The organism is Brucella pituitosa, assembly GCF_003049685.1.
In the GTDB taxonomy this organism is placed as follows: Bacteria; Pseudomonadota; Alphaproteobacteria; order Rhizobiales; family Rhizobiaceae; genus Brucella; species Brucella pituitosa.
The window spans coordinates 555,566-581,171 of the sequence record NZ_PYSY02000001.1; the positions used below are offsets into that span (position 1 = coordinate 555,566).

A 25,606-nucleotide genomic window follows, 5' to 3' on the forward strand; every position below is an offset into this window, starting at 1 on the left:
AATGAAATTGTTTGCACTGTTGGTTCCAATATTGGGCGCAAGAGGCGTGCGGGAAAGTGTTGGTTACGGAAACAGTGTGTAACCGAGAAGCCGCAGCAACAGCATCTTTCCACAGGCCCTGACAATTAGGACTTGGCTTATCCTCTCAGGTAAAGAATATATTAACTGCACGCCTCGCCTTGGATTGGCGTTATCTGGGTTTGGATTTTGTCAGGAGAGTTGGGTTTTGCGGAGCATCATTCGTCGTACTGCCCCGGCATTGCTTGTCTGTCTGACCCTGATCGCGGGCTGTGCCAGCCGTCCTGACGGCGTCCTTATTCCAGTTGCGGAAAGTGTGCCGGGCGCATCGAAGGTCGATCTTATGGTGGCGACGACCCGTGCACCGTCCGGTAATCCCGGAACGCTGTTTTCCGGTGAACGTGATCAGGAAATTAGCCTGACGGAGATTATGGTTTCCATCCCGCCAGAAAAGAACCGCAAGGTTGGTGAGGTTCAGTGGCCTAAAAAGCTGCCAGCCAATCCGCTGAAGGATTTCACGACCGTTGAAGTAAAAGCGATCAACACGGAAACCGGCGCGCGACAATGGCTTGATCATAGCCTGCCGAAATCCCGTCGGGTCATGGTTTTTGTTCACGGCTTCAATAATACTTATGAGGACTCGGTCTATCGCTTTGCGCAGATCGTGCACGATTCTGGCGCTGAAGTAGCGCCCGTCATTTTCACATGGCCGTCGCGCGGTAGCGTGTTCGATTATAATTACGACAAGGAAAGCACGAATTATTCGCGCGATGCGCTGGAAACGACCCTGCGCAAAATCGCCGAAGATCCGCGTGTGAAAGACATCACCGTCATGGCCCACTCCATGGGCAGCTGGCTGACGGTTGAGGCGCTGCGTCAGATGGCGATCCGCGATAAGCGTGTCAATCCGAAGATTTCCGACGTCATTCTTGCGTCGCCTGATCTTGATGTGGATGTATTCAATAAGCAGTTCAGCGCCATGGGTAAGGACCACCCACGGTTCACGCTTTTCACGTCACGCGATGACCGTGCACTGCGCGCTTCACGCTTCATCTCCGGCAATGTTGACCGACTTGGGCAGATTGATCCTTCGGTTGAGCCGTACAGGTCACAGCTTGAAAAGGCTGGCATAACTGTTATCGATCTGACCCAGCTTAAAGCCGGTGACAGGCTCAATCACGGCAAGTTTGCATCAAGTCCTGAGGTTGTTCAGCTGATCGGTCAACGTCTCGTAACAGGCCAGACTATCACCGATTCTGATATCGGGTTGGGCGAACGGCTGGGTGCTGTTGCACTTGGTACTGCGCAAGGCGTGGGCAGTGCCGCCTCGCTCGTCGTGAGTGCGCCGATTGCAGTCTTTGATCCGAATACGCGCCGAACCTATGATGAGCAGATTGATAGGTTTGGTAGAACGGTTAGCAATACGGTGAGCGGTACAGTCGGAAACTGAGGTTTTTCGCTCTTCTCGGATATTCACTAACAAAAGTGCTGTTGTCATATTTGAGGGCGCGCTATAGGACTGGCGACTAAAATCCGGTTGCTGGCAGGGAGATCCTCATGCAGATCATCCATACGATTGAAGATTTGCGGCAGGCGCTTGGCGCCGCACGCAAGAGCGGTAAAACCATCGGTCTCGTGCCGACGATGGGCTATCTTCACAAAGGGCATCTCGAACTTGTTCGCCGTTCACGTGCGGAAAATGACGTCACGGTCGTTTCGATTTTCGTCAATCCGCTGCAATTCGGCGCCAATGAAGATCTCGACAAGTATCCGCGTGATCTCGAACGTGACGCAAATCTGCTGCGCCATGCAAATGTGGATTTCCTTTTTGCACCTGCGGTGTCGGATATGTATCCGCGCCCGATGCAGACCGTGGTGGACGTGCCGACACTTGGCAACCAGATGGAAGGTGAGGCGCGCCCCGGCCATTTTGCAGGCGTCGCAACAGTTGTCAGCAAGCTTTTCAACATTGTCGGCTCTGACGCTGCTTATTTTGGCGAGAAGGATTTTCAGCAACTCGTCATCATTCGCCACATGGTCGAGGATATGGCGATCCCTGTGCGTGTGGTTGGTGTTGAAACCGTGCGTGAAGATGATGGGCTCGCCTGTTCGTCACGCAACGTCTATCTGACATCCGAGCAACGCGCGGCTGCGATCATCGTGCCAAAGGCACTGGACGAAGCTGAGCGACTTTATCGTTCCGGCATCGACGATCCGGAAGCATTTGAGGCTGCAATCCGTGTGTTCATTGAAACGGAATCGCTGGCGACACCGGAAGTCATCGCATTACGCGATCCTGAAACGCTGGAGCGTCTGACCTCGGTACAGGGCAGGCCGGTCCTGGTGGCGCTTTTTGTGCGGCTCGGTTCAACGCGCCTTCTTGATAATCGGGTGATAGCGCTTAAAGCGCAGGAAAAGGCGGCCTGAAATGAGCGCGACTGTTAAAAAGAAGCGCCTTTCGCCAAAGGCGATTGAAGCGATGAAGGGTGAGCGCCCGATTGTCAGCCTCACGGCCTACACGACGCCAATTGCGCGCCTGCTCGATCCACATTGCGATTTGCTTCTGGTGGGCGACTCGCTTGGCATGGTGCTTTACGGAATGGATTCGACCCTTGGCGTTACGCTCGACATGATGATTGCGCATGGGCAGGCGGTTATGCGTGGCGTCGAGCATGCTTGTGTAATTGTCGATATGCCATTTGGTTCTTATCAGGAATCGAAAGAACAAGCGTTCCACAACGCAGCGCGCATCATGCAGGAAACAGGCTGCGACGGCGTGAAGCTTGAGGGTGGCGAGGAAATGGCCGAGACGGTTGAATTCCTCGTCAAACGTGGCATTCCGGTCTTCGGCCATGTCGGGCTGATGCCACAACAGGTCAATACGGTCGGCGGCTTTCGCTCGCTGGGCCGCGATGATGAGGAAGCCAATCAAATTCGCCGCGATGCACAGGCAATTGCCGATGCAGGTGCTTTTGCGCTGGTAATAGAAGGCACTTTCGAGCCATTGGCTCGTGAGCTCACTAAGACGCTGACAATTCCAACAATTGGTATTGGTGCGTCATCCGCCTGCGATGGCCAAATCCTTGTATCAGATGATATGCTGGGACTGTTTCAGGATTTTACACCGCGTTTCGTCAAGCGCTTTGCCGAGCTTGCTCCGCAGGTTTCTGAAGCCGCAAAATCCTATGCGGAAGAAGTGCGCGCGCGGTCTTTTCCGGGGCCTGAACATGTGTTTGGCGTTAAGAAATAGCTGAGCCTAAGATCTGACTGCTTTCAAAAACAGATCCTGCACGCCGCGAACCATTTCATCGCGTTCTGCGATGTTTGAGCGGATGATGAAGTCGTCGACCGCGCCATGCAATGCATGGAAGAGAAGCGTTGCCAGCAAGCGTGTGTTATCGATTTTCCAGATTCCCGCAGCTTGACCATCTCTCAGAAGTTTTTCAAGTCGAAGGACGGCCGGGTTTTCCTGCTTCACATGCCGCATGGGTGGGTGAAAATCATAAAAAACCAGATCATGCACGCGGTAATTATCGAGATAGCCTGCGACCCCGGTCGCGGCCCAGGCCGAAAGACGCCCGTTCCAGTCACCCATCGGTACTGCGTCCAATTCCCTGTCGAGGTCTTCGCAATAGGATGTAACAAACCGCTCACGCAGAGCGGTCAGAATATCATCCTTGCTGCGAAAATGCAGATAGAATGTGCCCTTGGCAACATCGGCTTTGCGTACGATCTCATCGACGCTTGTTGCCGCAAAGCCTTTTTCCAGAAAGATCGTTTCAGCAGCCGCCATCAGCTCGCTACGGCGTATCTCGGCCGGTTTCGTGCGGGGCTTGGGCTTGGCTGCTGGCAAATCTATGTCTCCAGTTTTGCGCGGATCGCTACTCTGTCAAAGGCAAGCTGATTGGGACGCACAACTCTGTCTTCGAGCCAGTGCAGTGCTGCATCCACATTAGAAAATGTTCCTGCTGGCACGCGAAACAGCTTTTCCGCATCCATACGACTTAATTCCTCATACACGGATTCTGGTACGATGCTAATCATCGCCATAACCTGATTGCGGATACGTTCGGCATTTTGCTGAAACCATTGTTTGATTTCGCGTGGAGCGCCATCTGGATGAACGAGTGCTGCCTCGTCAACAAAGCGACGAATGGCAATGAACGGCTTTCCTTCATCCAGCCATGCGTTCCAGCTGTCGAAAAATGCACGCACGTCTTCAATCGTAGAGGGGCCTTTGGCAATGGTAACGATGTAAGGCCATTGTTCTGTATCGTGAAACATAGGATCTCGCTTCTGCCGCAGCAGTCTTGGAGCGCATCCCGAAAAGTGTGAAACGGTTTTCGGAGAAGATGCGCGTTAACATTGGACCGTGCGCATCCCGAAAAGTGTGAGATGATTTCGGGATAACACGCTAAAAAACAAACAGTCAGATCGAACTGCGCTCTAAACCAGCCGCAGCGCTTATCTTTGGTTGATTTTTGAGGACGACAACCTGAAAGACCTGCACGCACACTTTAGCCGACCTTTCAGGTTGCCGCTTTGACTGACTGATAGTCAGTCAGTTATAGCTGCCATGTAAATATGAATATTGCAATCATGTTTTTCATATGTGAGATATGAGCTGGCTTTACATGATCCGAAGATTAAAGCGCCGGGCGTCCTATTGGACGCCCAAAGGTCGCTCTAACCCTTTAAAATCAGGGCATAATTCCTTAAACTGATCCAAGTTTAAGGAATTATGCTCTAGAGAATTTCCTGTTTTGATTGAATCATTGGAAATTCTCTATCCATTTGTTTTTAAGCGCATCTTTTTCCGAAAACCGCTTCGCACTTTTCGGGATGTGCTCTAGACTTCACAGCTGTATCGCGTGGAGAAAGCCTGCTCGCAAATTGCGAGCAGGCCCCATGTCACCTGCAGTGAACAACGCTCTGCCAATAGTGATAAAGCGCTGCAATATCACCGCCGGTCAAAATAGGCATGGCGCCCTTCAACTGATCGTCGGACCAGTCCCACCACTGCATTTCCAGAAGCATGCTGACGCTTGCTTCGTTGAAACGCGAACGGATTGTGCGGGCAGGGTTGCCACCGACAATCGCATAGGGTTCTACGTCGCGCGTGACCAACGCTCGCGTGCCAATGATTGCACCGTGGCCGATCTTCACACCGGGCATGATGATGGCTTCAGAGCCAATCCACACATCATTGCCGATGATCGTATCGCCTGAGGGGGCGTAGCCGTTCTCAGTACCCGTAAATATTTCCACTTCTGGCATGAAGAAGAACGGGAAGGTGCTGATCCAGTCATGTCGATGCCCCTGATTGCCCGCCATGATAAAGGCGGCACCCGATCCGATTGAGCAGAAGCTGCCGACGATGAGTTTGTCGGCACCTTCATCGGGCAGCAGAAAGCGGGCGCAATCATCGAAGCTGTGGCCATGATAATAGCCAGAATAATAGCTGTAACGCCCAACGATGATGTTTGGATTTGCGACCTGCTTATCGAGGGTGGTTCCCTTAAACGGGCTTTCAAAGTAATTTTTCATGAGAATGCTCACTGCATCAGGCATATCCGGTAAAAGTGACGAAGCAGCTTTGTTTGGGATAATGCGTAATCGCCGATCAGATCGGCATTTGTTCGCTTGCGTATATGCAAACGAAAACCCCGCAAGAAACCGTGTGGTTGCTTACGTTCATGCTCCCAGTGATGAAACTTGTGATGAGATCACAGGAGCGCGATGCAGGGGGTACTCGAACACTTTATCATGGCTGTGAGCATAGTGCTGGTGCCGGATAAAGCAAGATACGAAAAATAAGGGCGGCACTTTGGCCACCCTTTTAAACATCGCCTGAGCGCAAAGTCTTACTTTTCGACGAAAGCCTTTTCGATGACGAAGTGACCGGCTTCGCTTTGGCTACCTTCTTCGAGGCCAAGGCCTTCGAGAATCTGGCGCATGTCGGCAAGCATTTCCGGGCTTCCGCAGAGCATCATGCGGTCGTCCTGTTCGGAGAACTTTGGCAGGCCCAAATCCTCGAAAATCTTGCCCGAGCTGATCAGATCCGTAAGACGACCCTGATTGCGGAACTCTTCACGGGTCACAGTCGGATAATAAATGAGCTTCTCGCGCACCATCTCGCCGAGGAATTCATCTTCCGGCAGTTCTTTGGTGATGAGGTCTGCATAGGCAAGCTCGTTCACTTCACGCACGCCATGAACCAGGATGATTTTCTTGTAGCGCTCATAGGCTTCAAGATCGCGGATGATTGAGAGGAACGGTGCTAGGCCGGTGCCCGTCGAAAGCAGCCACAGATTGTCACCCGGAATGAGATTATCATAAAGCAATGTGCCGACCGGCTTCTTACCGACGAGAATCTTGTCGCCCTCTTTCAGATGCTGCAAGCGCGACGTCAGTGGGCCGTCCTGCACCTTGATCGAGAAAAATTCGAGCTGTTCGTCGTAGACGCTGGAAGCAATCGAATAAGCGCGCAACAGCGGTTTGCCGTTCACTTCAAGGCCGATCATGATGAACTGGCCGCTCTGGAAGCGAAAGCCCTGGTCACGCGTGGTGCGGAAGGAAAACAGCCTGTCGGTCCAGTGGTGAACGTCAAGAACGGTTTCCTGATTAAAATTGCTGCTCATTGTCGGAACTGTCTCTGTTTCGCTTTTCACGGTGCCCGCTTCTCAAGAAGCGAGCGTTCTTATCGCAATCATAGGGGATCGCGTCTGGCTGCCTTCAGGGTGGCTTCCGCGAGGTCGTGATTTGCCGGTATGCTGCACCATAGCCGGACGAAGATTACGGAAGTTGGAATAATGCTTCTGCGTCCCGACATCAAGAGTCATCGGTTTGTATTCTCCGCGCAATTAAATCGAATTCAAACGCAGCCTCAAGGAATTGCTTTCTAATCGCTGTGGCTTCCGGAGTATGTTGTACCTCCGGAAGCCACTTTTTGTGTGTCAGCGCGAGCTGCGAACAAGCGCTATGGCAGAAAGCAGTGCGATGCCTGAAAGGGCGGAAAATCCGATGAACAACCAGAGCGCTGCATTGGCAGTGCCTGCTACGCCACCGGGATTGCTTAACCCTGCCAGATTGGCAACCATGCCAGCGAGCGCTGCCCCCATGGCCGTCGTGAACAGCTGCACCGTGGTTAGTGACGCAGAAGCCAGATTCTGGTCCGCAGCTTCAGCACGTTTGAAGACGCGGGTGAGCAGATGCGGCCATGTCATGCCGACACCAAAGCCTATAATTGCCATGGCAAGACAGATCGGTAGAAGATCATACCAATGTCCTTCGCTGCCCGGAGGGACGAGAATCGCAAGTGTCACCATGCCGGCTATTCCCATAACAGGGGCTGCAAGGATGACACGGTTCACACGGGCACCGGATACACCCGATGAGCCGATGGAACCAAGCGTCCAGCTGCCGCCCATGAGTGCTGCAAGATAGCCTGCCACCAATGGTGACTGGTTATGCAATACCTGGAAAAACAGTGGCACAAAGACTTCCGAACTTGTGACTGATGCACCGAGAAAGCCCATCGTCATATAGAGCGCACCAAGTCGCTTGATGCTGAAAGTGCCTTTCGGCAGAATGCGTTTCGTGGCCTTCCGTTCAACAATGACAAGCAACAGCAGCACAGCAAAAGCAATTACAACGCCAGCGACATTCCAGAACGTGCTTGCTGAAATACTCGCCGCCGAGACGATCAGCACGGCTGCCGTCAGCAGAATAAGCTGTGGCCAGGCAAGCTTGTCTTTGGCTTCATCATCGCCCGCGCGTTTTGGCAGGATGAGCGTCGCCATGATGGCAAAAATACCGATCACCGGCACAAGCGACCAGAAAGCTGCGCGCCACACGCCAAGTTCAGCAAAAATGCCGCCAATAGCCGGGCCAACAAGCGTTGCCACGCCCCACATGCCGGAAACGAGCGCAATGGCGCGAGGCCAGAGCGATTCATCAAAGACGATACGGATCATGGCATAGGACAGCGCCAGCATCATGCCACCGCCAAGTCCCTGCACAACACGGCCCGCGAGCATGGCTGGCATGGAAGGTGCCAAGCCACAGGCCAGTGTTCCGGCTGCAAAGATGATGGCGGCTACAAGATAGGCGTTACGCGGCCCGGCCTGCGAAAGAAGTTTTGGCACAAGGGCCGAGCCAAGAATCGAGGCTGTTACAAACAGCGCCGTGTTCCAGGCGTAATAGTCCATGCCGCCAATATCGGCGACAACGGTTGGTAATATGGTTGTAGCAATGAAAACATTGATAGCGTGGAGCGCAACGCCGCCCACAAGTGTTAGCGAACGGATCGCATTCCTGCCCGCGAACAATTCTCCCCAGCCTGCAGTAGCCCCTGCTGTGGCAGTGGCGGCTGGATTTTCGGTCTGCATTTCTTTCCCTGGTCCTATCCCGCATTTCAGAGGCGGGTTGATGCCCGCTGTCCGCACGCGTTGGCTGGCCTTATAAAATGCTTTTTTGATCTTCGGAATGGGGAATGAAGTAAAACGGCTTCAATAAAAATTCAAAGGGGTTCAAATTTGGCAGAAAAACTCTATATGAAGCTAAGAATTACAGAATCCGCTGCCGCGTCGGAGAATTTTTTCTCTAAACGTCTGTGGCGGATTTGTGTTTCTGTCACAAGCTTCCTATAAGCCTGTACCAATAGCGGCTTTAAAGCGTGTCCCGAAAAGTGCAAAGCGGTTTTCGGATAAGATGCGCGCCAGACTCAAACAACGTGCTCGCCAGCCTAGCTGGACAGGCCATATTTCCCCAATTGACGACCCGGAACGCTCATGATCCAGACGCCCTACTATCTGATCGACAAGACCAAGCTGAAGCGCAACATGGAAAAGGTTGCCTATGTGCGCGAGAAATCCGGCGCAAAGGCGCTATTGGCGCTGAAATGCTTTGCCACATGGTCGGTGTTTGATCTGATGAGCGAATATATGGATGGCACCACGTCGTCCTCGCTTAATGAAGTGCGTCTCGGTCATGAAAGATTTGGCGGTGAAACCCATGCCTATAGCGTGGCTTATGCCGATAACGAGATCGATGAAGTCATTTCGCATGCCGACAAGATCATCTTCAATTCGATTGGCCAGCTGGAGCGCTTTGCCGACAAGGCAGCGCATATCAAGCGTGGCCTGCGTCTGAACCCGGGCATTTCGTCTTCGACCTTTGATCTGGCTGACCCGGCGCGTCCGTTCAGCCGTCTTGGCGAATGGGATGTTGCGAAGGTTGAAAAGGTCATGGACCGCGTGACCGGCTTCATGATCCATAACAATTGCGAGAATTCCGATTTCGGTCTTTTCGACAAGATGCTGACCGATATTGAAGAAAAGTTTGGCTCACTTCTGCATCGCGTTGAATGGGTCAGCCTTGGCGGCGGTATTCATTTCACTGGAGACGATTATCCGGTCGATGATTTCTGCACACGCCTGAAGGCGTTTTCGGAAAAGTTCGGCGTGCAGGTCTATCTGGAGCCGGGTGAGGCTTCGATCACCAAAACCACGACGCTGGAAGTGACGGTTCTTGACACGCTTTATAACGGCAAGAACCTCGCCATCGTCGATAGCTCGATCGAAGCACATATGCTCGATCTGCTCATCTATCGCGAAAAGGCGAAGATGGCACCCAACAATGGCGATCATAGCTACATGATCTGCGGCAAGTCCTGCCTTGCTGGCGATATTTTCGGTGAGTTCAATTTCGACAAGGAGCTCTCCATTGGCGACCGCCTCTCATTTGAAGATGCGGCCGGTTATACGATGGTCAAAAAGAACTGGTTTAATGGCGTGAAAATGCCAGCCATTGCCGTGCGTGAACTCGACGGCACGGTCAAAATTGTCCGCGAATTTGATTACGCGGATTTCGAGGGTTCGCTCTCCTGAACCCTGCGTCGCGGTATTACTCAGCGGCGTAAAACTTAAACAGGTTCCGCGGCTGAGAGCGCCGGGGACGCGAAACAGATGGCGGGAAACCGCTGGAAGAGGAAGCATCGACAGAAAATGAAGAAGAACGTTCTCATTATCGGCGCCGGGGGCGTGGCACAGGTTGTTGCACATAAATGTGCGCAAAACTCTGACATATTGGGCGATATCCATATTGCGTCCCGCACGGTTGAGAAATGCCGCAAGATTATCGATAGCGTGCATGAAAAGAAGAGCCTCAAGACCGAGGTGAAACTGGAAGCGCATGCGCTGGATGCTCTGGATATTGAAGCCACCAAGGCTCTGATCCAGAAAATCGGCGTTCAGATCGTCATCAATGTCGGATCTTCCTTCCTCAATATGTCGGTTCTTCGCGCCTGTATCGATACGGGCGTGGCTTACATGGACACCGCGATCCATGAAGATCCGAAGAAGATTTGCGAAACCCCACCGTGGTATGGCAACTACGAATGGAAGAACTTGCAGGAATGCGAAGAGAAGGGCATCACCGCCATTCTCGGCATCGGCTTTGATCCGGGCGTGGTCAATGCTTATGCGCGTCTGGCTGCCGACGACTATCTCGATGAAGTTAAATCCATCGACATCGTTGACATCAATGCCGGTTCGCATGGCCGTTGGTTCTCGACCAATTTCGATCCGGAAATCAATTTCCGCGAATTCACCGGCACGGTCTATTCCTGGCAGGGTGGTGAATGGCAGTCGAACAAGATGTTCGAAGTTGGACACACCTTTGATCTGCCTGTCGTTGGCCCAAGCAAGGCTTATATGACCGGCCATGATGAAGTGCATTCGCTCTCAAAGAACTATCCGAACGCAGATGTGCGTTTCTGGATGGGCTTTGGCGATCACTATATCAATGTCTTTACCGTGCTGAACAATCTCGGCCTTCTCTCCGAACAGCCGGTGAAAACTGCTGAAGGTCTGGAAGTTATCCCGCTCAAGGTGGTTAAGGCTGTTCTGCCTGATCCTTCGTCGCTGGCACCGGATTACACCGGCAAGACCTGCATTGGTGATTTCGTTAAGGGCACCAAGGACGGCAAAGAAAAGGAAGTCTTCATCTACAACGTTGCCGACCACAAGGACGCTTATAATGAAGTGGGTTCGCAGGGCATTTCCTACACCGCTGGCGTTCCGCCGGTCGCAGCTGCAATCCTGATCGCTTCGGGCGAATGGGATGTGAAGAAGATGGTCAACGTGGAAGAGCTGAACCCGAAGCCTTTCCTCCACATCCTGAACCAGATAGGCCTGCCATCGCGCATCAAGGACGAAGACGGCGACCGTGCATTGGATTTCGCGTAAGCGTCATTTGAATGAGTAAAGAAAACCCCGCCCAATGCTATGCTTTGGCGGGGTTTTTTATTGGCGCTTTGCTCTGGCTTACTCAGGCATATTTGGCCAAGTGTCCGACAGACGATACCCACTCGGAAACGGATCGCTCGGATCAAGCATGAGCTGTGAGGTTCCTGTCACCCATGCGCGGCCGGAAATGATCGGGCTGATGGCCGGTTTACCACCAAGCTCCAGAGCCTTGTCCAATCGGCAGTGAAATTCCGTGCCCAGCACGGACTTTCCGATAAATTTCTCGCCGACTTTCATCTGGCCTTTTGCATGAAGCACGGCCATGCGCGCCGAGCAGCCGGTACCGGTTGGCGAACGATCCAGTTTCGCCGGTCGAATGGCAACTGTATTTATACCGGTCAGTACATCGCCATCGCGCGTCACCGGCTCGGTGATCTGGCAGAAGGAAATGTGGTTCCAGTCTTTTTCAGGATGGCGGAAGCCAAGCTGTTCATTGGCAGCTTTCGTGATCTTAACGCCAATCTCAGCCAGTTCCCGTGCCTGACCCGGCTCGATTTTCATTCCAATAGAAGCTGCATCAACAATAACGAAGCTGTCGCCGCCATAGGCTGTGTCAACGGTGATCGTGCCGAGGCCTTCAACTTCCAGCGATGCATCCAGACGGTCCGCGAAAGACGGTACGTTGCGCACACTGATGCGCTCAGCCTTGCAGTTACGGCATTCAGCCTCCACCTCGATGAGCCCGCCCGGCGCTTCCAGCACCATGCGCGTGACTGGTTCTTGCATGGGGATAATGCCGCTATCCAGAAGAACCGTGGAGACACAGATCGAATTGGAGCCGGACATGGGCGGGGTGTCGGCGGGTTCCATGATGATGAAACCCATCTGCGCGCGCGGATCTTTCGGAGGCACCAGCAGATTGATGTGGCGGAACACGCCGCCGCGCGGCTCGTTCAGCACGAAATTACGCAAGGCCTCGTCACTGGCGATGAAGCGTGACTGCTCCCACACCGTATTGCCAGGAGGAGGGGCCACGCCACCTACGATGACATCACCGACTTCGCCTTCTGCGTGACAGCCGACAATATGGATGACTTTGGTGCTGCGCATGATTTCCCTCGCAAAATTGCATCCACGACATTCCTAGATAATCAGATGTAACGGTCAACTGTTCTGCAGACCAGAAAGTGCATTTTTGCGACATGTCTGGAAATTGATTTCCATGCATGTCAGGAGATCAGAATTTACTTCCCAAGGTGTGTTGCTTCTTTAAGCAAGTCTGATATCCATTGTGCTCTAATTTTGTGCAAATCGATGCGCAGCCCGCCTGGCTCCGGATCAATTTCTGGAACATCCACAACGTTCCCAATAGAAATTGAATAACCCGAAAAGTTGGGGCGAAGTCGCTTTTGAAGCGATGAACGCTCTTAGCCGGCATGGGGCGATCGATACTCGTATCACACGCCATTCTCCTCAGATCGACCTGGTCTCTGAGCCTTTGATGTCTCGGCGCGTGCTTTCGTTATGGATTGTCCGATGGGTTGACGGCCACGGATGGTACGGGGTGTGCCCCGGGAGTAAGTTTGTGACCAATACATTTGATGCGGGCTTTCATGAGCCTCACATGAGCAGCGTTCAGCGCTGGACCCGGGAAATGGGGATGGCTCTCAAATTGGGCTGGCCGCTGATTCTGACCAATCTTTCACAGGCAGCATTGACTGCGACCGATGTGATCTTCATTGGCCGTCTTGGCAAGGATACGCTGGCTTCGGCGCTCCTGACGACGAGTTTCTATCACACCCTGATGATCTTCTCGATGGGGCTGGTTTCGGCTGTGATGCCGATGATCGCCATTGCACTTGGCAGGAACCGTCATTCGGTGCGCGATGTGCGCCGTACCGTGCGTCAGGGTATGTGGTCGGCCATTATCATCTCGATTCCGATCTGGATCGTGCTCTGGCATTGCGAGGAAATATTCCTCTTCCTTGGTCAGCAACCGGATATCGCCGCGCGCTCGACCGATTTCATGCATACGTTGCAATGGGCACTGTTGCCGTATCTGTTTTATATCGTGCTGCGCTCATTCTTTGCGGCGATGGAAAAGCCGATGTGGACGCTGATTGTTGCAGCCGTCGCTATCGGGTTTAACGCGCTGGCTGGCTGGACACTGATTTTCGGCCATTTCGGTTTTCCAAGAATGGAACTCCATGGCGCGGGTATCGCCACTACCCTGTCGAGTACGATGATGTTTCTGGGCATGGCTTTCATTACCATGCGTCACCGCCGGTTCCGTCGGTATCGGCTGTTTGGGCGGTTCTGGCGTCCGGACTGGCCGCGTTTCGTTGAGCTCTGGCGCATAGGTTTTCCTATGGCGCTGACCTTTGTGTTTGAAACGTCGATCTTTTATGCAGCCGTTGTCATGATGGGCTATATCGGCCCCACTGCCATGGCTGCCCATGCAGTTGCTATACAAGTCGCTTCTCTGAGCTTCATGGTGCCACTCGGTTTCGGTCAGGTTGCAACCGTGCGCGTGGGCCGTGCCTATGGCCGCGGCGACCCTCAGGCTGTCGCCTATGCAGGCTGGAGCGCCTATGCGCTCGGCGTGGGTTTCATGGCGATCATGGGCTTGTTGATGATTCTGATTCCGCGTCTGTTTATCGGTGTGTTTCTTAATCTCAAAGATCCGGAAAACTTTGCCGTTATCGAACTCGCGGTCACCTTCTTAGCACTCGCTGCACTTTTCCAGATTGTCGATGGAGCGCAGGCGGTGGCTGCAGGTATGCTGCGTGGCCTCAGAGATACGCGCGTACCCATGTATCTGGCATTAGTCGGCTATTGGGGTGTAGGGTTGCCGTTCGGTGCGCTGCTTGCATTCCAGTTTGGCTTTGGTGGTGCAGGTGTCTGGCTTGGTCTGGCGGCAGGGCTTGCGATAGTTTCTGTGCTGATGACCATGCGCTGGCGACGCTCTCTCATGCGCATCAGTGTCGTATCAAAATAATTACGAGCATTTGAGCCACAAACGCGAAACAATTTTGCATGGTATATTGCGCAAAGGCAAATATTTAGAGCGGGTCCAAGGGTTCTTTATCCACTGGAGCCGCTCTAAATTTGAAAGGTCTTTTCAGGCTGGACAAGTGTGAAACTTTCAATCAGCGCGGATCACAAAAAAATGCCGTACGGTAGAAACCATACGGCATGATCTGCAATGCTGCGGATATCCTTATGTATCCGCTAAAATCAAATGCCCCCAAATTATTTCGTGAGTGCAATAATACGGTCGAGCGCTGCGCCGTAACCTTTCAACGAAATTTTGAAAGCCACAGCCTGACTTGGACTAAGCGCAGTCGCATTCACGTTCAAATTAGTGCCGGCCTTCAAAGCGGCCACTTGCTTGGCATCAAAACTCACTGGTGCCAGACAGCCCTGCGGCAGACAGGTTGAAAATGTCAGCTGCGGCCCGTCAGCTTCATCGATCTTCAGTGCAACGCCTTTTACAAGATCAAGGCCAAATGGCATTAGAATGACGCCTTCAACCTTACCACCAGGTATATTGCGCAACTCGGCAGTCAGAACGCGCTGACCCGTCTGAGTGCTGCTTTGATCCTGCCGTATAGCGCAGACAGTTGTTTCTTTTTCGGACTGACAGGAAACAGTCCAGTCCTGATATGTTTCCTGGAGGGTGCTTGCGCCGCCTGGGAGAGGGGCGGCAAACGCCGGAATACTCGAAACCACAGCAAAGCCAATTGCAAGGCCGATCAGGCTATAAGTTTTCATTAATACATTCTCTTCTGAGTGGCAATGAGAGAAGGTCGTTAAACAACTTACCGACCATGATATATTAATAATCACAAAGTCAAATTAAATGCAATAGATAATATATTGCGTGAAGTCGGCAATGTAATTGATTTCTAAAATATAGATTATAAAATATTGAATATTCTACTTTGTAAGTTTGTCGTAGTTCTGCAATCAAGGGCAGGCCGGGGCTTATCGTAAAGGTTGGTCTTCTCGGATAAGAGAACTGCCTTCGCAAGGTTCAGGCCTTTAAAGCGGTCAGGCATGAATTAGAAAATTGGTATTCGTAAGATAATAACCAATTAATTGGTAAAGGAATATAGTTTAATATAAATAGCCTATACTTTAAGTAAATATTAGTTGGGTAAATATAATATACTGTTAAATAGTGCTGGATTTGCCACATGGTTATTTATTATTTCCATGATTGATAAGTTGTAATTGAGATCTGTATTGGATTCATTCTATCAGTCGATAGTGTTAATTATTCATATTTGCTGGAGGCATATCAAAATGACTATTAAGGGTTTTCTTCTGGGTTCGGCAGCAGTCATCGCTGCGGGAAATGGTGCGGCTCAAGCTGCCGACGCAATCGTTGCACCAGAACCAGAGGCCGCTGAATACGTACGCGTTTGCGATGCATATGGTGCAGGCTATTTCTACATTCCCGGCACCGAGACATGCCTGCGCGTCTCCGGCTATGTTCGTTACGATCTGACTGGTGGCAACGATGTATATGGCCGTGGATTTACTGATCGCGACGGCGCTGCCCTTGCGAGTGACGGATACAAGCGTAAGACCTGGGACAACAAGGCTCGCTTCACACTCCGCTTCAGCACGGCTTCGGAAACTGAACTTGGCACCCTCAAGACCTTTGCTGAAACCCGTTATGACTGGGGCAACGGCGTAGAAGGCGCATCCGGCTCACTGCGTTACGGCTATATCCAGCTCGGTGGTCTTCGCGTTGGTCTTGACGAGTCGGCTTTCGTTACCTTCCCTGGTTACCTTGGCGACGTCATCAACGATGACGTGATCCTTGCAGGTGGTTATCGCACCGGCCTTATCAGCTATACCTTCAATGGTGACAATGGCCTGTCGGCAATTCTGTCGCTTGAACAGGGCAACAACGCCGATACTGATAGCAAGTACGGCTACGACGGCGTCATCAAGGATTACGCCCCGCATGTCGTTGGTGGTGTGAAATATGAACAGGGCTGGGGCAAGATTGTAGCCGTTGCAGCTTATGACGCTCGTAACGAAGAATGGGCAGGCAAGCTGCGTGGCGACGTAAACCTCACGGATCGCTTCTCGCTCTGGGTTATGGGCGGTTACAAGTCGAATAAGGACAAGTATTTCGACGTGAAGGATGACTCCGGCAACGTTGTCGGTCAGGTCCGGGCGATCAGCAGCTTCTACGGCACATGGGGTGGCGATTGGGCTGTCTGGGGTGGCGCTGCATTCAAGGCAACCGAACAGGCGACTTTCAATGTGCAGGCTGCATATGACGGCAGCAGCACCTTTGCTGCAACCGCTAACGTTGCCTATGAAATGGTGCCTGGCTTTACTGTTACTCCAGAAGTTTCCTACACCAAGTGGCAGGACGACAAGTCCTACCTCAAGGGCAAGGACGCATGGCAGGGCATGGTTCGCTTCCAGCGTTCGTTCTAATAAGTGCGCTGGCTAATAAGTGCGCTGACCGTTACATTACGTGGCGGCCAGTACACGAAGTTTGATAATCCTAATTTCCCCATTTACTAATATTAATGCAAATATTCTCAATATATATTGGTATTATATGCAATTAGAAAACTAGATATACAGAGATACCATTCGACAAAGTAGAAGGACTGCTTTGTTATTTTAATCTGATCTCCAGTCAGAAGAATGGTGGCGGCGGGCTTCGGCCCGCCGTTTTTATTTGGGAAAGCAATCAGAGCTATGCTCTAAAGAAAAGGCCGGAGCAAATCCGGCCGTTGTCAGGAGAGTGATGCGTGGCGTCTATCGCGACAATTTCATGTGTCGGTTTACGTCCTTGTAAAGCAGATAGCGGAATTTGCCCGGACCACCGGCATAGCAAGCCTGCGGGCAGAAAGCGCGCAGCCACATGAAGTCCCCGGCTTCCACTTCCACCCAATCCTGATTGAGCCGGTAGACGGCCTTGCCTTCGAGCACATAAAGCCCGTGTTCCATCACATGGGTTTCAGCAAATGGAATGACGCCGCCCGGCTCGAACGTAACGACCGTTACATGCATGTCGTGGCGCAGATCGTTTGGATCGACAAAGCGCGTCGTCGCCCATGCGCCATTGGTGTCTGGCATTGGCGTCGGTGCGATGTTCTTTTCATTGAGGAAAAGCGGCTCCGGCACATCAAGGCCATCGACATATTCATAAGCCTTGCGCACCCAATGGAAGCGCGCGACAGCGCCCGAATTGTTGCGAAGCGTCCAACCGCTTTTGGGCGGCAGATAGGCATAACCGCCTTCGGTCAGCACATGATTCTTACCTGCAAGCGTGACGGTGATTTCGCCTTCAACGACAAACAGCACACCCTGCGCACCGTCATCGAGTTCCGCGCGATCGCTGCCGCCGCCGGGCTGCACTTCCATAATATATTGCGAGAAAGTCTCGGCAAAACCTGATAGCGGGCGGGCGATGATCCACAGCCGCGTCTTGTCCCAGAAGGGAAGAAAGCTCGTGACGATATCGCTGAATGTGCCTTTCGGAATAACCGCATAGGCTTCGGTGAACATGGCGCGATCGGTCAGGAGTTGCGTCTGGGGCGGCAGGCCGCCGGTCGGTGCATAATAATTACGGCTCATTGTCTTATCCTAGTAAAGTGTCTCAGGGAGAATATCTTTGAGCCGCAGCAGCGCGATGCGCTCAACCTGTTCGGACGCCGTTTCCAGCTCGGCAGCTTTCGTGTTCTCGATGCGCCGCTTGAAAGCGTCGAGAATTTCTCTTTTGTTGCGGCCCTTGACCGCGATGATGAAAGGAAAGCCGAATTTCTGCGTGTAAGCGTCGTTGAGTTCGGTGAACGTTTTGCGCTCATCGTCCGTCAACGCATCAAGACCGGCGGATGCCTGCTCGGAGGTGGATTCAGGCGTCAGGCGTTTGGCCGCTGCGAGTTTACCGGCAAGATCAGGATGCGCGCACAGCACGCCGAGTTTTTCATCGTCTGATGCCGCACGGAAAGCGCGGACCAGAACCGTGTGAAGACCGGATGCAGAATCGGCGAGTTCCGTCAGGCCGGTGTCATAGGCGCGTTCGGCAATCCATGGCGAGTGTTCGAAAATGCCGCCATATCGCGCAACAAAATCCGTCTTGCTGGACTTGGATGGCACCACATCGACTTGTTTCGGCTTGTGGTGCTCGTGCCAGTGGCGGGCAATATCGATGCGCTTCGCAACCCACACCTTGTCATGGCTCTGCACATAATCGAGGAAGCGCTCAAGCGCTGCCACACGACCCGGACGCCCGACGAGACGGCAATGAAGACCAATCGACATCATCTTTGGCGCACCTTCCGCACCCTCGCGATAAAGCACATCGAACGTGTCTTTAAGATAGGTGTAGAATTGATCGCCGGAGTTAAAACCCTGTGGGGTCGCAAAGCGCATATCATTGGTGTCGAGCGTATAAGGCACGATCAGATGTGGACCCTTCGGCCCCTTCACCCAATAAGGCAACTCATCCGCATAGGAATCGGCCGAATAGAGGAAGCCACCTTCCTCCATCACCAGCTTCAGCGTGTTATCCGAAGGCTTGCCCTGATAAATACCCAGAGGGCGCGAGCCGGTGATTTCCGTATGCAGGCGCACCGCTTCGCGAATATGTTCGCGTTCCACGTCTTCGGGAACGTCCTTATATTCCCACCAGCGCAGGCCGTGACTGGCGATTTCCCAGTCCGCTTCTTTCATGGCACTGATGGCTTCGGGGTTGCGGTCCATGGCAAGGGTCACGCCATAGACCGTCACCGGCATGTTGCGTCGCGTGAAAGCGCGCCACAAACGCCAGAAGCCGGAGCGGGCACCATATTCGTAGATGGATTCCATATTGAGGTTGCGCTGACCATTCCACGCTTGTGCGCCCACGATCTCGGAAAGCAGGTTTTCGGATGCAGGGTCACCATCGAGAATGCAGCTTTCGCCACCTTCTTCGTAGTTTACGACGAATTGCACGGCGATATTGGCCCCGCCCGGCCAGCGTGGGTCTGGTGTGTTGCGGCCATAGCCAACCAGATTGCGCGGATAACTCATATGGTCTTCCCTCAATTATTCATGGTTTTTCTTATGATAATAAAGAATTACGCGGACCATTCCCCCTCAAAATTTTGAAAGACATCCAACGATTATCATCTTTCCCAGGACAGAACTTCGGTAAATAATCAAAATCGGGAACAAGTGTGGTTCGCAGATCGTTCAGATTTGCGTGAAATAAATCACACAAAAACAATTGCTTGCAATGGTCCTAACGGTAGGGTCGGAAGAATCGTGCAGGCAGCAGGAGTATAAATGGGTCAGGAAATGAGCGGTCAGGGCCGATTGACGACGCATGTCCTCGATACGGTGAGCGGCAAGCCAGCAGCAAACTTACGCATTGAATTACGCCGCATCGGGAATCAGCAGTCAGAAACGCTTCGTGAGATACGCACAAATGCGGATGGTCGCTGCAACGAGCCGCTGCTCGCAGGTGATGCGCTGCATACTGGTTCGTATGAGCTGCTTTTCCATGTTGGCGAATATTTCGGAAAGAGCGATGACATCGTGCCATTTCTGGATGTTGTGCCGCTGCGCTTTGGCATTTCTGACGAAAAGGCGCATTATCATGTGCCGCTTCTGGTTTCGCCATTTTCCTATTCAACCTATCGCGGGAGCTAAGCGATATGGGTCAAGCAGTCCGACACAATATCCGCTTTCTGCTGAACGGCGAGACGGTAGAGCTCGACCGCGTTTCGCCTGACGAAACTTTGCTCGATTATCTGCGTCTTGCCTGCAAACTTCGTGGCAGCAAGGAAGGTTGCGGCGAAGGCGATTGCGGTGCATGCACGGTGCTTGTCGGCAAGATTGTGGGCGACGAGCTGATCTATGAAAGCGTGAATGCCTGCATCCGTTTTGTCGGCTCGCTGGATAGTTGCCATGTCGTGACCATCGAGCATCTGCGCGGGTCCGACGGTGGCCTGCATCCGGTGCAAAAGGCGATGGTCGACTTTCACGGCTCGCAATGCGGTTTCTGCACGCCGGGCTTTGTCATGTCGCTTTATGGTCTCTGGATGCGCAATCCAAAGCCTGCAGACGTTGAGATTGAAAAGGCGTTGCAAGGCAATCTCTGCCGGTGCACTGGCTATGAAGCCATCATGCGCGCGGCCCGCGCAATCTCTGATTATGGTACGCTGATGGAAGATCCGCTTGCGGCTGAACGTGCGCATGTCATCAGCCAGCTTAACGCCTTGCGTGATGGCGCGCGGGTTGAAGTGGGTAGTGGTAAGGATCGTCTGGTCGTGCCTGCCGACCTCGATGATTTTGCCACTATCTATGCAGCCGAAGCCAAGGCAACAATCGTTGCTGGTTCAACCGATGTTGGCCTCTGGGTCACCAAGATGATGCGCGATATTTCGCCGGTCGTCTTTATCGGCCATCTCGCAGAACTGCGCACCGTCAGCGAAAAAGACGGGGTCATCACCATTGGTGCGGGTGTGACTTATACGGAAGCTTTCTCCTTCCTCGCAAAACGCATTCCGGCACTGGGAAATCTCATCAATCGCATTGGTGGTGAACAGGTGCGCAATATGGGCACCATCGGCGGTAACATTGCCAATGGTTCGCCGATTGGCGATACGCCACCGCCATTGATCGCGCTTGATGCAAAGCTGACGCTGCGCAAAGGTGCCGAACGCCGGACAATTCCCCTCGAAGACTATTTCATTGCCTATGGCAAACAGGATCGCCAGCCCGGCGAATTTGTGGAAGCCGTGCATGTGCCGGTGCCAGATGAGCGCAGCCAGTTTGCCATTCACAAGATCTCCAAGCGTTTTGAGGAAGACATCACGGCAACGCTTGGTGCCTTCCATCTGACACTCGATAATGAGGGCAAGGTTGCATCCATCCGTATCGCCTATGGTGGAATGGCAGCAACGCCAAAGCGGGCGTCGGCCGTTGAAGCGGCACTGATGGGCCAGCTATGGAATGATGCAACGGTTGAGGCTGCACTTGATGCCTATTCAATTGATTATCAGCCTTTGAGCGATATGCGCGCGACGGCTGATTATCGCTTGCTGGTCGCCAAGAATTTGCTCCGTCGCTTTTATGCTGAAACGCAAGGGCAAGCCGAACCTTTGCGTAAGCCAAACGTTGTTGCTGCATAGGGAGGATGACATGAACAAGCATCCTGCAAATGAAATAAAAGCCGCCCGTATTAAAGGCGGTGTCGCAACCGATCAGCGCCATGATTCCGCGCATAAGCATGTGACGGGCGAAGCGGTCTATATCGACGATATTCCAGAACCCGAAGGCACGCTGCATATCGGTATAGGTTGTTCGACTGTTGCCCATGCCAAAATCATTGCGGTTGATTTATCGGCTGTGCGCGCGGCCTCCGGCGTTGTCGATGTGCTGACTTATAAGGACGTGCCGGGCGAAAACGATGTCTCGCCATCGGGCATGCATGACGATCCGATCTTCGCGGTCGATAACGTGCAGTTTCATGGTCAGCCGATTTTTGCGGTTGTTGCCCGCACGCGTGATCAGGCACGCCGCGCTGCACGTCTTGCCAAAGTCGAATATGAAGAAATGCCCGGCCTGTTTTCGATTGCGGGTCTTGATGGTTACAAGGATCGGCTGGTCTTCACGCCACTCACGCTTATTCGCGGCGATGCCCGCAAGGCCATTGACGACGCCCCGCGCAAGGTCAAAGCGCAGATGCTTGTCGGTGGACAGGATCACTTTTATCTCGAAGGACAGGCTTCACTTGCCATCCCCGGCGAAGATGAAGATGTGACCATCTATTGCTCGACGCAGGGGCCAAGCGAAACGCAACATCTGGTGGCCCATGCGCTTGGCGTGCCGAGCCATTCGGTGACGGTTGAAGTGCGGCGTATGGGTGGCGGTTTTGGCGGCAAGGAAACGCAGGCCAATCAATGGGCAGCCATTGCAGCCATTGCGGCCAAGAAGCATAAGCGCGCTGTGAAAATCCGGCTCGACCGTGATGAGGATATGACCTCGACCGGCAAGCGTCATGATTTCATGATCGATTACGAAGTCGGTTTTGACGATGAGGGCAATATTCTGGTGTCGATTATCTGTTTGCACTAAATGCTGGTTTCTCTGCCGATCTGTCCGGTCCGGTTGGCGACCGCGCACTATTTCATTGCGACAATGCCTATTTCTTTCCGGCTGTTCATGCGCAGTCCGCCCCGCTTTATACCAATACCGTGTCCAACACGGCATTCCGTGGCTTCGGTGGTCCGCAGGGCATGGTGGGTGCCGAGCGCGTGATTGAGGAAGTGGCTTTTGCTGTCGGCAAAGACCCGCTCGAAATCCGCAAGCTCAATTTCTACGATGCCATGGGCACCGAAGGTGGCACGCGCAATGTGACGCCCTATCACCAGAAGGTGGAAGACTGCATCATCCAGCGCATTGTTGCTGAGTTGGAAGACAGTGCGGATTACGCGAAGCGTCGCGAGGCAATCCGCGAATTCAACGCGAAAAGCCGCTATGTCAAACGCGGCATGTCACTGACGCCAGTGAAATTCGGGATTTCCTTCACCAAGACGGAATCCAATCAGGCTGGCGCGCTGGTGCATGTCTATAATGACGGCTCGGTGCATATGAACCATGGCGGCACGGAGATGGGGCAGGGGCTTCATCTCAAAGTGGCGCAGGTGGTGGCCGAAGAATTCCAGATCGATCTTGATCGTGTGAAGATTACCGCAACAACAACCGCGAAAGTGCCGAACACTGCACCAACGGCAGCATCGTCCGGGGCCGATTTGAACGGTATGGCCGCACAGGATGCGGCGCGTCAGATCAAGAAACGCCTCATTCGCTTTGCCGCGCAGCAACATCAGGTGCCGGAAGATCAGGTCGTCTTCCTCCCTAACCGTATCCGCGTTGGTAATCAGGAAATCAGCTTCAATGATCTGGTGAAGCAAGCCTATATTGGCCGTGTGCAGCTCTCTGCGTCGGGGCATTACAAGACACCGAAAATCCATTGGGATCGTGCCAAGGGTAAAGGCCACGCCTTCTATTATTATGCCTATGGCGCGGCCTGCTCGGAAGTATCGGTCGATACGCTGACCGGCGAATATGTGATGGAGCGCACCGATATTCTTCACGATACGGGCCGTTCGCTGAACCGTGTGATTGATATTGGTCAGGTGGAAGGCGGCTTCGTGCAGGGCATGGGCTGGCTGACCACGGAAGAGCTTGTCTGGGATGACAAAGGAAGGCTGCGCACCCATGCACCATCGACCTATAAGATCCCGCTGGCATCAGACCGTCCAAAGATTTTCAATGTCGCGCTGACCGATTGGTCGGAGGCTTATGAGCCAACAATCCATCGTTCAAAGGCGGTTGGCGAGCCGCCGCTGCCGCATGGCATGTCGGTGCTTTATGCGCTGTCGGATGCGGTGGCGAGCGTTGCCGATCACAAAATTAGTCCGCGCCTTGATGCGCCAGCAACGCCGGAGCGCGTGTTGATGGCAATCGAGCGGCTGCGAAGTCAGAAAGGCTGATGCGATGCTGGGCAGACGAGACGACATCAGGGCGTTTCTCAACAAGCGGCCCGATAGTGTTCTGATTGAAGTCACCGATGTCCGAGGTTCGGCCCCGCGCGATGCCGGCGCGTGGATGCTTGTCGCCCGCGATATGATTTTTCGCACCATTGGCGGCGGGCAGCTCGAATATATGGCAATCGACCATGCCCGCAAGATTTTGGCTGGCGGTAAAGATTCCCCTATGGATGTACCACTTGGCCCTGAAATCGGCCAGTGCTGCGGCGGTCGTGTTGGGTTGAGCTTCCGGCGCGTCAATCGCGGACTGGCTGAAGAACTAATCGCAAAGGTCGATGCCGAAATCGCCACCCGTCCGCATGTTTATATCTTTGGCGCAGGCCATGTCGGTGATGCTCTCGCCTATACGCTCTCACTGACACCCGTGCGGGTTATCCTGGTTGATACGCGTGAAGCGGAACTGATGGCCGTTGATGCGCCCGGCGTTGAAACCTGTCTTGCAGCCATGCCCGAACAGGTGGTGCGTTCGGCCCCACCCGGCAGCGCATTCATCGTGTTGACCCATGACCATGCGCTTGATTTCCTGATCGTGGCGGAAGCTTTGCAGCGTGACGATGCCGTCTATGTCGGTATGATCGGCTCGAAGACCAAGAAGGCCACTTTCAAAAATTGGTTGAAACGCGAAATCGGTCGCGCAGAATTATTTGAAAATCTCGTCTGTCCGGTTGGCGGCTCGGTCGTTAAAGACAAGCGACCGGAAGTTATTGCCGCATTGGCTGCGCCCGAGGTTTTAACCGCCGTTCTGGTTTCCAGTAAAGTTTTACAGCCCGCCTAACTCAATTGACTAGGCGGGCGTCTTTTTAAGCCAGTGCCTCGCGGATCAGACGCTGGCAACGCTCTGTCATGAAATCGATGATCAGACGGACTTTCGGGTCCTGAAACCGCTTATGCGGATAGATCGCAGCGAGCTGGATCGACGCTGGTGGCGTGCTTGCAAGAATAGGAACCAGCCGCCCGTCACGGATATATTCCTTCACTTCAAACAGCGGCTTGTTGATAATTCCGCGCCCGCCGAGCGCCCATTGCGTCAATACGTCGCCATCATCGGAATCGTAAGGCCCGGTGACTTCGAATTTGCGCAGACCTTCCGGTGTTTGCAGAGACCAGAAATATTCTTTCGAACCGGGAAAGCGCAGGAGCAGGCAATCGTGTTTGTCGCCCAGAAGTTCCTCGGGCGATTGCGGAGTGCCATGCTTTTCCAGATATTCGGGTGCAGCACAGATCACACGTTCGCAGTTCAGAATGCCGCGCATCCGGAGGTTCGAATTTTCCAGAACACCCAATTTGAAAGCAACATCAACGCTTTCACTCATGATGTCGATCTCATGGTCAGATAGTCGCAGGCGCACTTCTATGTCCGGATATTTGTCGTGAAACTCCGGAATCCCTGATGCGATGAGCCTTCGACCCAGCCCCAGAGGTGCTGTAATGCGAATCGAACCCTTTGGGTTTTTTGCCAGTTCAGCGACGGCTGCTTCGGCTTCATCCACGGCTTCGAGAATTTTTAAAGCACCATCATAAAATATGCGACCGTGCTCGGTTGGCGTCAGCTTGCGTGTCGTTCTGTTGAAAAGCCGCACACCAAGATGCTTCTCCAACTCCTTGATTCGATTACTTGCAACAGCTGGCGAAGCGCGCTGGTCGCGACCTGCCGCCGACAAATTTCCCAATTCGACAACGCGCACAAAAACGCGCAGATTATCAAGATAAGACATGCGTCCGTTCCACCATTGTATATATTTTTTTGAAAGTGATGGT

Annotated in this window: 21 protein-coding genes and 1 pseudogene; 11 read left to right on the forward strand and 11 right to left on the reverse strand. The window is 53.1% G+C overall.

Features of this window, described 5'->3' with window-relative positions; genetic code table 11:
• Window positions 1-226 precede the first annotated feature (226 nt).
• The 3 genes from C9380_RS02640 (at window position 227) to panB (ending at window position 3,268) form a co-directional block, all read left to right on the forward strand.
• The gene (locus C9380_RS02640) at window positions 227-1,468 is read left to right on the forward strand and encodes an alpha/beta hydrolase (protein WP_105705371.1); all 1,242 of its coding nucleotides are present in this window, start codon (window positions 227-229) and stop codon (window positions 1,466-1,468) included.
• 107 nt (window positions 1,469-1,575) lie between these two features.
• On the forward strand, window positions 1,576-2,445 hold the full coding sequence (panC, locus tag C9380_RS02645) for a pantoate--beta-alanine ligase (RefSeq protein WP_128092935.1): 870 nt from the start codon (window positions 1,576-1,578) through the stop codon (window positions 2,443-2,445).
• 1 nt (window position 2,446) lies between these two features.
• A complete protein-coding gene (panB, locus tag C9380_RS02650) occupies window positions 2,447-3,268 on the forward strand; it encodes a 3-methyl-2-oxobutanoate hydroxymethyltransferase (protein ID WP_111786814.1) in 822 nt (273 codons plus the stop codon).
• Window positions 3,269-3,274: 6 nt separating this feature from the next.
• Here panB and C9380_RS02655 read toward each other — a convergent pair whose 3' ends face one another.
• The 6 genes from C9380_RS02655 to C9380_RS02675 form a co-directional block, all read right to left on the reverse strand.
• Window positions 3,275-3,871, reverse strand: a complete 597-nt coding sequence (locus C9380_RS02655) for a TetR/AcrR family transcriptional regulator (protein ID WP_100559701.1) — start codon at window positions 3,869-3,871, stop codon at window positions 3,275-3,277.
• 2 nt (window positions 3,872-3,873) lie between these two features.
• Entirely contained in the window at window positions 3,874-4,302 is a 429-nt protein-coding gene (locus C9380_RS02660; protein WP_128092936.1) for a hypothetical protein, read from the reverse strand.
• Between the two features lie 627 nt (window positions 4,303-4,929).
• Complete coding sequence (catB, locus tag C9380_RS02665) at window positions 4,930-5,565, reverse strand: type B chloramphenicol O-acetyltransferase (RefSeq protein ID WP_100559697.1); 636 nt, start codon at window positions 5,563-5,565, stop codon at window positions 4,930-4,932.
• A 317-nt stretch (window positions 5,566-5,882) separates the two neighbouring features.
• Window positions 5,883-6,659 carry a ferredoxin--NADP reductase gene (locus tag C9380_RS02670; RefSeq protein WP_024896063.1) on the reverse strand — a complete coding sequence of 259 codons (777 nt, stop codon included), beginning with the start codon at window positions 6,657-6,659 and terminating at the stop codon, window positions 5,883-5,885.
• 42 nt (window positions 6,660-6,701) lie between these two features.
• Entirely contained in the window at window positions 6,702-6,860 is a 159-nt protein-coding gene (locus C9380_RS26730) for a hypothetical protein (RefSeq protein WP_157803354.1), read from the reverse strand.
• 114 nt (window positions 6,861-6,974) lie between these two features.
• Complete coding sequence (locus tag C9380_RS02675) at window positions 6,975-8,408, reverse strand: MFS transporter (protein ID WP_024896064.1); 1,434 nt, start codon at window positions 8,406-8,408, stop codon at window positions 6,975-6,977.
• A 402-nt stretch (window positions 8,409-8,810) separates the two neighbouring features.
• Between C9380_RS02675 and nspC the strand changes: the two genes are divergently transcribed.
• Both nspC and C9380_RS02685 read left to right on the forward strand, forming a co-directional pair.
• A complete protein-coding gene (gene nspC, locus C9380_RS02680) occupies window positions 8,811-9,908 on the forward strand; it encodes a carboxynorspermidine decarboxylase (protein WP_100559695.1) in 1,098 nt (365 codons plus the stop codon).
• A gap of 117 nt (window positions 9,909-10,025) precedes the next feature.
• A complete protein-coding gene (locus C9380_RS02685; RefSeq protein ID WP_128092937.1) occupies window positions 10,026-11,267 on the forward strand; it encodes a saccharopine dehydrogenase family protein in 1,242 nt (413 codons plus the stop codon).
• A gap of 78 nt (window positions 11,268-11,345) precedes the next feature.
• Here the strand turns inward: C9380_RS02685 and C9380_RS02690 are convergent, their stop codons facing one another.
• The gene (locus C9380_RS02690) at window positions 11,346-12,377 is read right to left on the reverse strand and encodes a trans-3-hydroxy-L-proline dehydratase (RefSeq protein WP_128092938.1); all 1,032 of its coding nucleotides are present in this window, start codon (window positions 12,375-12,377) and stop codon (window positions 11,346-11,348) included.
• 475 nt (window positions 12,378-12,852) lie between these two features.
• Between C9380_RS02690 and C9380_RS02695 the strand changes: the two genes are divergently transcribed.
• The gene (locus C9380_RS02695) at window positions 12,853-14,265 is read left to right on the forward strand and encodes an MATE family efflux transporter (protein WP_128092939.1); all 1,413 of its coding nucleotides are present in this window, start codon (window positions 12,853-12,855) and stop codon (window positions 14,263-14,265) included.
• A 254-nt stretch (window positions 14,266-14,519) separates the two neighbouring features.
• On the opposite strand, the gene C9380_RS02700 is transcribed toward C9380_RS02695, so the two are convergent.
• Window positions 14,520-15,041, reverse strand: a complete 522-nt coding sequence (locus C9380_RS02700) for an invasion associated locus B family protein (protein WP_024896070.1) — start codon at window positions 15,039-15,041, stop codon at window positions 14,520-14,522.
• A gap of 534 nt (window positions 15,042-15,575) precedes the next feature.
• Between C9380_RS02700 and C9380_RS02705 the strand changes: the two genes are divergently transcribed.
• The gene (locus C9380_RS02705; protein WP_128092940.1) at window positions 15,576-16,730 is read left to right on the forward strand and encodes a porin; all 1,155 of its coding nucleotides are present in this window, start codon (window positions 15,576-15,578) and stop codon (window positions 16,728-16,730) included.
• Between the two features lie 330 nt (window positions 16,731-17,060).
• Here the strand turns inward: C9380_RS02705 and C9380_RS02710 are convergent, their stop codons facing one another.
• Window positions 17,061-17,882: a bifunctional allantoicase/(S)-ureidoglycine aminohydrolase gene (locus C9380_RS02710; protein ID WP_128092941.1), complete on the reverse strand. Its 822-nt coding sequence runs from the start codon at window positions 17,880-17,882 to the stop codon at window positions 17,061-17,063.
• A 9-nt stretch (window positions 17,883-17,891) separates the two neighbouring features.
• Window positions 17,892-19,319 (reverse strand): allantoinase PuuE, encoded by a 1,428-nt coding sequence (gene puuE, locus C9380_RS02715; protein WP_128092942.1) that lies wholly within the window; start codon window positions 19,317-19,319, stop codon window positions 17,892-17,894.
• Window positions 19,320-19,574: 255 nt separating this feature from the next.
• Here puuE and uraH point away from each other — a divergent pair, with 255 nt between their 5' ends.
• The 4 genes and pseudogenes from uraH (at window position 19,575) to xdhC (ending at window position 24,623) form a co-directional block, all read left to right on the forward strand.
• Complete coding sequence (gene uraH / locus C9380_RS02720) at window positions 19,575-19,940, forward strand: hydroxyisourate hydrolase (protein WP_024896074.1); 366 nt, start codon at window positions 19,575-19,577, stop codon at window positions 19,938-19,940.
• 5 nt (window positions 19,941-19,945) lie between these two features.
• Window positions 19,946-21,424 carry a xanthine dehydrogenase small subunit gene (gene xdhA, locus C9380_RS02725; RefSeq protein WP_128092943.1) on the forward strand — a complete coding sequence of 493 codons (1,479 nt, stop codon included), beginning with the start codon at window positions 19,946-19,948 and terminating at the stop codon, window positions 21,422-21,424.
• A 10-nt stretch (window positions 21,425-21,434) separates the two neighbouring features.
• A pseudogene (xdhB, locus tag C9380_RS02730) lies at window positions 21,435-23,791 on the forward strand (xanthine dehydrogenase molybdopterin binding subunit).
• Between the two features lie 4 nt (window positions 23,792-23,795).
• Window positions 23,796-24,623 carry a xanthine dehydrogenase accessory protein XdhC gene (xdhC, locus tag C9380_RS02735; protein ID WP_128092944.1) on the forward strand — a complete coding sequence of 276 codons (828 nt, stop codon included), beginning with the start codon at window positions 23,796-23,798 and terminating at the stop codon, window positions 24,621-24,623.
• Between the two features lie 25 nt (window positions 24,624-24,648).
• Here the strand turns inward: xdhC and C9380_RS02740 are convergent, their stop codons facing one another.
• Window positions 24,649-25,563: a LysR family transcriptional regulator gene (locus tag C9380_RS02740; RefSeq protein WP_128092945.1), complete on the reverse strand. Its 915-nt coding sequence runs from the start codon at window positions 25,561-25,563 to the stop codon at window positions 24,649-24,651.
• Between the last annotated feature and the right edge of the window lie 43 nt (window positions 25,564-25,606).